A 7,463-nucleotide genomic window follows, 5' to 3' on the forward strand; every position below is an offset into this window, starting at 1 on the left:
ATATGCGGTCATGCGCCGGCCCATCAACTGCGCCGGCGTCTTTCCACCACGAGATAGTCATGTTCACTCCCGATACGCCCATCAGCGAGTTCATCCCTCTGTCATCACACGTCGCTGCCCATGTGGTGAAAACCACCGGCGGCGACTACCTGATGACCTGGCACCTGGAGGGCCTGCCGTTTGTCGGTCGCGATGAGTGGGACCTCGAGCACCGGCACAACACCTTCAACCGGATGCTGCAGACCTTGCGCGCGCCGGATTTCGTCAACGTCGCCTTCTGGACGCATGACATCCGCCGGCGGCGCACGTTGAAGGAGCGCAGCCGGTTCAAGCAGCGCTTCAACCAGGACGTGTGTGACCAGTACGTGGACATGTTGTCCAGTCAGCGCATCATGCAGAACGAACTGTATCTGACCATGATCTACCGCCCGGTGGTCAGCGGAAAGCGGTTTGTCGAGAAATCCGCCGACGTTGCCCGCCTGCGCGACGAGCAGGACCAGGCAGTGGCCAAGCTGCTGGAGCTGGCAGGCAATGTCGAGGCGGTCATCCGCGACTATGCGCCGTACCGGCTGGGCATGTACGAGGCCGCGAACGGCCTGCCGTTCTCGGAAACGCTGGAACTGTTCGGCTACCTGCTCAACCGCATTGACGAGCCGGTGCCCGTGCTGGGCGCGCCCATAAAGGATTATCTGTCGGTGAGCAGGCACATGTTCTCCGCCAGGACGGGGGATTATGTGATCGCCACGCCCAACGGTGCGAATCACTTCGGCGCCATTCTGAACATCAAGGAGTACGCCGACGGCACCTATCCGGGCATCCTCAACGGGCTGAAGTACCTGGATTTCGAGTACGTGATCACCCATTCGTTCAGTCCCATGGGGCGCCAGGATGCGCTGACCGTGCTGGACCGGACCAAGGGCATGATGATCTCCTCCGGCGACAAGGCTGTCAGCCAGATCGTCGAGCTGGACCAGGCCATGGACGCGCTGGCCTCGGGCAGTTTCGTGCTGGGCGAATACCACTTCATCATGGCGATCCATGCCGACAGCCAACAGGCGCTGTCGCAGAACGTCGCGGCCGCGCGTGCCGAGTTGTCCAACGCCGGCTTCGTCAGCGCCAAGGAAGATCTTGCGGTGGCGTCCTCGTTCTATTCGCAGCTGCCCGGCAACTGGCGCTACCGCACCCGCCTGGCCAAGGTCAGTTCGCTGAACTTCCTCGGCCTGTCGCCGCTGCACAACTTCGCGACCGGCAAGCAGCACAACAATCCGTGGGGCGATTGCGTGACCACGCTGCAGACCACCAACGGACAGCCGTACTACTTCAATTTCCATGCCACGCACCCGGCAGAGAACTCGTTGGGTGAGAAGGCCATCGGTAACACCATGGTCATCGGCAAGTCCGGCACCGGCAAGACCGCGCTGATCAACTTCCTGCTCAGCCAGGTGCAGAAGGCCGAGCCGGCGCCGACGATCTTCTTCTTTGACAAGGACCGCGGCGCCGAGATCTTCGTGCGCGCCTGCGGCGGCAACTATCTCGCGCTGGACAATGGTGCGCCGACCGGCTTCAACCCGTTTCAATGCGAACGGACCGAGGGCAACGTGCAGTTCCTTGCCGACCTGGTCAAGGTGCTGGCGGGCAAGAACGAATACACCGCGCGCGAGGAAGAGGATATCCACCGGGCCGTGGAAAGCATGCTGGACACGCCGATGCACCTGCGCAGCATGACCAATTTCCAGAAGAGCCTGCCCAACATGGGCGATGACGGGCTGTACGCGCGCCTGCGCCGCTGGACGGCAGGCAATTCGCTGGGCTGGGTGTTCGACAACCCGGTGGACACCATCGACCTGTCACGCGCCAACATCATCGGCTTTGACTACACCGAGGTCATCGACAACCCCGAAGTGCGCGTGCCGGTCATCAACTACCTGCTGCATCGGCTGGAGTCGCTGATCGATGGGCGGCCGCTGATCTATGTGATGGACGAGTTCTGGAAGATCCTCGATGGCGAAGGTGGCCTGAAGGAGTTCGCCAAGAACAAGCAGAAGACCATCCGCAAGCAGAACGGCCTGGGCATCTTCGCCACGCAGAGCCCGGAGGATGCGCTGAAGAGCGATATCGCGGCGTCACTTATCGAGCAGACCGCCACGCTGATCCTGCTGCCCAACCCCAATGCCAGCCGATCCGATTACATGGACGGACTGAAGCTCAGTGAGGCCGAGTTCAAGGTGGTGGCCGCGCTCGACGAGCGTTCACGCTGCTTCCTGGTCAAGCAGGGGCACGCCTCAAGCGTGTGCCAGCTCAATCTGCGCGGTATGGACGACATCCTCGCTGTCATTTCGGCGTCCACCGACAACATCGAGGTCATGCATCGCGTTCTTGGTGAGGTCGCAAGACGTGAAGGCGTGGCAATCGATGAGCTCGCGCCGGAGCAGTGGTTGGCCGAGTTCAAGGCGCAACGCAAGGGCTCGGGAAGGGGCAACAACAAGCAGAACCGCGCGGCCGCCTGATGGTCGCGGACATCACATGGAGAAGGCTATGAAGAACAAGATCAGTGGGGCTTGCGGTGGGCGCAGGCGCATTAAATCGCGACGTTTTGCCTGTGCCGCCCTTGCTGCGTCGATGGCGTGGAGCACATCGGCAACGGCGGGCATGATGGTCCTTGATATCCCCAATACGGTGCAAAGCATGATCTCGGCCATGCAGGATGTCGTCATGAGCGCCAATGACGTGGCCGAGTATGCCGAGCAGGCCAGGCGCTGGAAAGAACAGCTTCAGCAGTTCCAGCAGCAGCTGGTACGCGTGCAGGCGCAGCTTCGTACGGTTGATATGCCCGCCATGCAGGCACTGGTGCCGGTTGCGGAAAACTACATGGTCAAAGAGAGCTGCGGGGGCGAAGCACGGGGATTCCAGCAGGTGTGGACGCTGGTTGATATCAAGGATGACAACAGCGTGCGGGCCCAGCAGCAGCAGATCTGCGTGAATATCCGGGTCATGAAGAACAAGAAGTACAACGACTCTGTCCGCTATCTGAGCCATTCGATTCCGAGCATTAAGAAGATGCTGGGCGACATCTACGCCACGCGCGCACGGAACAACGATCAGGGAACCTTGCAGGGCGTGGACAGCGAGTCGCTGCGCACTGCCAATGATATCGAGGCAGCCGGCATGGAATGGCAGGGGCGCATGATGGCGTATGACGCCTACATCCAGACCATGGAGGAGAACCAGCGATTGCTGGCCGCCGAAGCGCTCAAAGGCAGCCGGGGCAACCGGATGCTGCGCACGGTGGTGCAGACGACCGCATTGAAGCTGGCGCTGGAAGGCTGAGCATGCCAATGATGGATGTGCTTGGCGCTTTGCGCGGCGCCGCAGACCTCTCGCGCGGCGTGGTGGCCACGGGTTCGGCAGGCGATTTCGCCTTCTTCAAGCTGATCATGAACCACGTGAGCCATCAGGTGTCGGTGCGTGGTGCCGACATGCTGCTGCGTTTTTCCAGCATTGTGTCCGCTGCGGCACTGACCCTGCTGACGCTGTGGATCATGATCCAGGGCTACCGCATCGTCACCGGTCGCAGCCGCGATTCAATGATGGCGCTGGTGACCAACACGGGACGCGCCTGCGTGATCGTTTCGGTGGCCATGGTCTTTGGCGCCACCGGCACCCACGTAGAGCCGGGCTCTGCCCGGCTGCCCGACCCGGTCGCGCCCCACGTAGAGCCGGGCTCTGCCCGGCTGCCGTACCCCCCGACAGGAGCCCGCATGATCGACAGCGCATCCCCCCCCGAAGCCTGCGACCTGCTCATTGAAGCCGGTCATGTGGTACCGATCGAACCGCATGCGGTGGTGCTTGAAGATCATGCTGTTGCCGTGCGCGATGGCGCCATCGTTGCCATCCTGCCGCGGGCACAGGCGCGCGAGCGCTTCGCTGCGGCACAGGTGGTCAGTCGTCCCGACGCTGTGCTGATGCCCGGCCTGGTCAACGCGCACACCCACAACCCGATGACCCTGCTGCGCGGCGTGGCCGACGATCTGCCGCTGATGACCTGGCTGCAGCAGCATATCTGGCCCGTGGAAGCGGCGGTGATCGGGCCCGAGTTCGTTGCCGACGGTACCACCCTGGCCATTGCCGAGATGCTGCGCGGGGGTACCACCTGCGCCAACGAGAACTACTTCTTCGGCGACGTGCAGGCCGCCGTCTATAAAAAGCATGGTTTCCGTGCGCTGGTCGGCGCGGTGATCATCGATTTCCCCACCGCATGGGCACGGACCGATGACGAGTACTTCGCCAAGGCCGGTGAACTGCATGATCAGTGGCGCAATGATCCGCTGATCGGCACCGCGTTCGCGCCGCACGCCCCGTACACGGTAAGCGATGCCAACTTCGAGCGCGTGCGCATGCTTTCCGACCAGCTGGACATGCAGGTGCACCTGCATACCCACGAGACCGCTCAGGAAATCAGTGACTCGATCAAGCTGCACGGCCAGCGCCCGCTGGCGCGACTGGACCGCCTGGGGCTGGTCAACGATCGCCTGATCGCCGTGCACATGACCCAGCTGACCGACGCGGAGATTCACCTGTGCGCCGAGCGCGGTGTCAGCGTGGTGCATTGCCCCGAATCCAACCTCAAGCTGGCGTCGGGCTTCTGCCCAGCCTGTGCGCTGCAGCGTGCGGGCGTCAACCTGGCCATTGGTACCGACGGTTGCGCCAGCAACAACGACCTGGACATGTTCAGCGAGAACCGCACGGCGGCGATTCTGGCCAAGGCAGTGGCCGACGATGCCACCGCACTGGATGCAGCCACCACGCTGCGCGCGGCCACGCTGGGCGGTGCCCGCGCGTTGGGGTTCGGCGAGCGCATCGGTTCCATCGAGGTGGGCAAGCAGGCTGACCTGGTCTGCGTGGATCTGTCAGCGCTGGAAACCCAGCCGCTGCACAACGTGCTGTCGCAGCTGGTCTATGCCACCGGTCGCCAGCAGGTCACCGACGTCTGGATCGCCGGCCAGCCCAGGCTGGTCCAGCGTGAGCTGGTCGGCATGGACCTGCCAGGCATCATCGCCAACGCGCACCAATGGCGCGAGCGCATCGCGCACATCCGCGCCTGAGCAACGCTGCAAGGAACAGAGTCATGAACGTACCGAACGCATCAAGCAACTTCGACCAGGCTGAGCTGGACAAATTCGCCGCACTGGCCAATCGCTGGTGGGACGCCGACGGCCCGCAGAAGCCGCTGCATGCCCTCAACCCGGTACGGCTGAAGTATGTCGCCGACCGTGTGCCGCTGCGCGGCGCGCGCGTGCTGGACATCGGCTGCGGTGGCGGCCTGCTCAGCGAAGCGCTGGCCCAGGCGGGTGCCGAGGTGACCGCGATCGACCTGGCGCCGGAACTGGTGAAGGTGGCGCGCCTGCACGCACTGGAGAGCGGTGTGCAGGTGGACTACCGGGTGCAGGCGGCCGAAGCGCTGGCCGACGAGCAGCCTGGCAGCTTCGATGTGGTGACGTGCATGGAAATGCTTGAGCACGTACCCGACCCGGCTGCGATCATCGCGGCCTGCCGACGGCTGCTCAAGCCTGGAGGACACCTGTTCCTGTCCACGATCAACCGCACGGCAGCCGCCTTTGCCGTTGCCATTGTCGGCGCCGAGTACGTAGCCCGGCTGCTGCCGCGGGGCACCCATCATTACCAGGAGTTCATCAAGCCGGCCGAACTGGCGCGCTGGCTGCGCCAGGCCGATGTGCAGCTGCATGATGTTTCCGGCATGACCTACGAACCCTGGCGCAACCGGGCACGGCTGAGCAGCCGTACCGACATCAATTACCTGGCCCACGCCCGCACGCCCGGTCCGGCCGAGCCGACGGCATGAGCACGGCGCGCTTCCCGCGCGCGGCGCTGTTCGACCTTGACGGTACGCTGCTGGACAGTGCGCCGGATTTTGTCGCCACCTGCGATGCGATGCTGTCAGCGCGCGGGCGCGCGCCGGTCGATCCGGCGAAGTTGCGTCCGGTGGTATCCAAGGGCGCACGCGCAATGCTCGGCACGGCGTTCCCGGACCTGGATGACGCTGAGCGCGACGCGCTCATTCCCGAGTTCCTGCAGCGCTACGAAGCACTGATCGGCCAGCACGCCATGCTGTTCGCTGGTGTGGAGACGATGCTGGCTGCGCTGGAGTCGGCAGGTACGGTGTGGGGTATTGTCACCAACAAGCCTGAATACCTGGCCCGGTTGATCCTGCCGCAGCAGGGCTGGGAACAGCGCTGCGCGGTACTGGTGGGCGGCGACAGCCTGGCCGAGCGCAAGCCGCATCCGCTGCCGTTGCTGCACGCCGCCGCGCACATGGGGATACCACCCGCAGAGTGCGTGTATGTGGGCGACGACGAGCGTGACATCCTGGCCGCGCGTGCAGCGCACATGCCGTCAGTTGCAGCACTGTGGGGTTACCGTCTGGACAGCGACCAGCCACTGGCGTGGCAGGCCAGTGTATTGGTCGAGCACGCCCACCTTCTGAACCAGGCCACACAGTGGCCGACCCAGCCCTAAGGAACGAGCAGTGAGCAGTACCGCGTTGGAAAGCTTCCTGGACAAGTGGCGCAGCCGTTGGCCGGAGTGGTCGGTGGCCGAGCCGTTCGTTGCCGAGCCGCAGCGTGCGCGCACGCTGGCCTGGTTCGCGCTGCTGCAGGAGCTGGACGACATGCTCAACACCAGCAGCGACCCGTTGCCGGCCGATGCCAAACTGGCCTGGTGGGGCGAAGAGCTGCGCAGCTGGGCTGGCCAGCGCTCACGTCATCCGTTGGGGCGGCTGCTGGAACCGGTGCGCGCACCGTGGGCGCAGCTGGCCGACGCGCTGCCGGATCTGGTGGAAGCGCGGGCGCCCGCGTCCGATCCGGCTGCTGCCGAACGCGCGCTGCTGCGCTATGCCGAGGCGGTGGCGGCCGTGGAGGTGGTGATGTTCGATGACGCCCCGCGCAATGGCGCCGCACGCGCCGTGCTGCTGCAGACCCTGGCACAGCGGCTGCAGGAAGCAGGTGCTGCCAGCGTGCCGCGTTCGCTGCTGGAGACCGATGCTGCCCATGCGGATCAGCGCTGGGGTCAGTACCTGCTCAAGGCGTGGCCGATGCGCGTTGCGGGCCCGCGGCCTCGCCGCATCTGGTCGGTGCTGGCGCGCTCGCGCCTGGCGGCGCAGGTGGCAGGCAAGCCGGTCGAGGCGACCCCCATGCGCACCCTGCTGCGCGTATGGTGGGCCGCGCGCGGCTGAGTTTGGCGTCCAGCTTGGGTAGCGCCGGGCTTTGCCCGGCGAGCGCGCAGCGCGGCTTCATGGCGATCTGGCCGGAGAGCTGCCATGTAGTGCCGGGCTCTGCCCGGCGAGCGCGTAGCGCGGCTTCATCGCGATCTGACCGGAGAGCTGCCATGTAGCGCCGGGCTCTGCCCGGCGAGCGCGTAGCGCGGCTTTACCGCGATCTGACCGGAGA

Annotated in this window: 6 protein-coding genes; all 6 read left to right on the plus strand. The window is 64.8% G+C overall.

Features of this window, described 5'->3' with window-relative positions; genetic code table 11:
- The first annotated feature begins 59 nt into the window (after positions 1-59).
- The 6 genes from RZA67_RS06905 (at position 60) to RZA67_RS06930 (ending at position 7,249) form a co-directional block, all read left to right on the plus strand.
- Positions 60-2,507 (plus strand): VirB4 family type IV secretion/conjugal transfer ATPase, encoded by a 2,448-nt coding sequence (locus RZA67_RS06905; RefSeq protein ID WP_317211957.1) that lies wholly within the window; start codon positions 60-62, stop codon positions 2,505-2,507.
- Between the two features lie 28 nt (positions 2,508-2,535).
- A complete protein-coding gene (locus RZA67_RS06910) occupies positions 2,536-3,327 on the plus strand; it encodes a hypothetical protein (protein WP_317211958.1) in 792 nt (263 codons plus the stop codon).
- 431 nt (positions 3,328-3,758) lie between these two features.
- Positions 3,759-5,102 (plus strand): TRZ/ATZ family hydrolase, encoded by a 1,344-nt coding sequence (locus tag RZA67_RS06915; protein WP_317213931.1) that lies wholly within the window; start codon positions 3,759-3,761, stop codon positions 5,100-5,102.
- Positions 5,103-5,125: 23 nt separating this feature from the next.
- On the plus strand, positions 5,126-5,860 hold the full coding sequence (gene ubiG / locus RZA67_RS06920) for a bifunctional 2-polyprenyl-6-hydroxyphenol methylase/3-demethylubiquinol 3-O-methyltransferase UbiG (RefSeq protein ID WP_317211959.1): 735 nt from the start codon (positions 5,126-5,128) through the stop codon (positions 5,858-5,860).
- Positions 5,857-6,534 (plus strand): phosphoglycolate phosphatase, encoded by a 678-nt coding sequence (locus RZA67_RS06925; protein ID WP_317211960.1) that lies wholly within the window; start codon positions 5,857-5,859, stop codon positions 6,532-6,534. The genes ubiG and RZA67_RS06925 overlap by 4 nt, the downstream gene beginning before the upstream one ends.
- 10 nt (positions 6,535-6,544) lie before the next feature.
- On the plus strand, positions 6,545-7,249 hold the full coding sequence (locus RZA67_RS06930) for a squalene/phytoene synthase family protein (RefSeq protein ID WP_317211961.1): 705 nt from the start codon (positions 6,545-6,547) through the stop codon (positions 7,247-7,249).
- Positions 7,250-7,463: the final 214 nt, after the last annotated feature.

It is taken from the genome of Stenotrophomonas sp. C3(2023) (assembly GCF_032911385.1).
Lineage (GTDB): Bacteria > Pseudomonadota > Gammaproteobacteria > Xanthomonadales > Xanthomonadaceae > Stenotrophomonas.

What these genes read in the sequence shown, in the direction of transcription:
- RZA67_RS06925 (WP_317211960.1), top strand. Translation starts at nt 5,857, where the DNA reads ATGAGCACGGCGCGCTTCCCGCGCGCGGCGCTGTTCGACCTTGACGGT.
- RZA67_RS06915 (WP_317213931.1), top strand. Translation starts at nt 3,759, where the DNA reads ATGATCGACAGCGCATCCCCCCCCGAAGCCTGCGACCTGCTCATTGAA.
- RZA67_RS06910 (WP_317211958.1), top strand. Translation starts at nt 2,536, where the DNA reads ATGAAGAACAAGATCAGTGGGGCTTGCGGTGGGCGCAGGCGCATTAAA.
- ubiG (WP_317211959.1), top strand. Translation starts at nt 5,126, where the DNA reads ATGAACGTACCGAACGCATCAAGCAACTTCGACCAGGCTGAGCTGGAC.
- RZA67_RS06905 (WP_317211957.1), top strand. Translation starts at nt 60, where the DNA reads ATGTTCACTCCCGATACGCCCATCAGCGAGTTCATCCCTCTGTCATCA.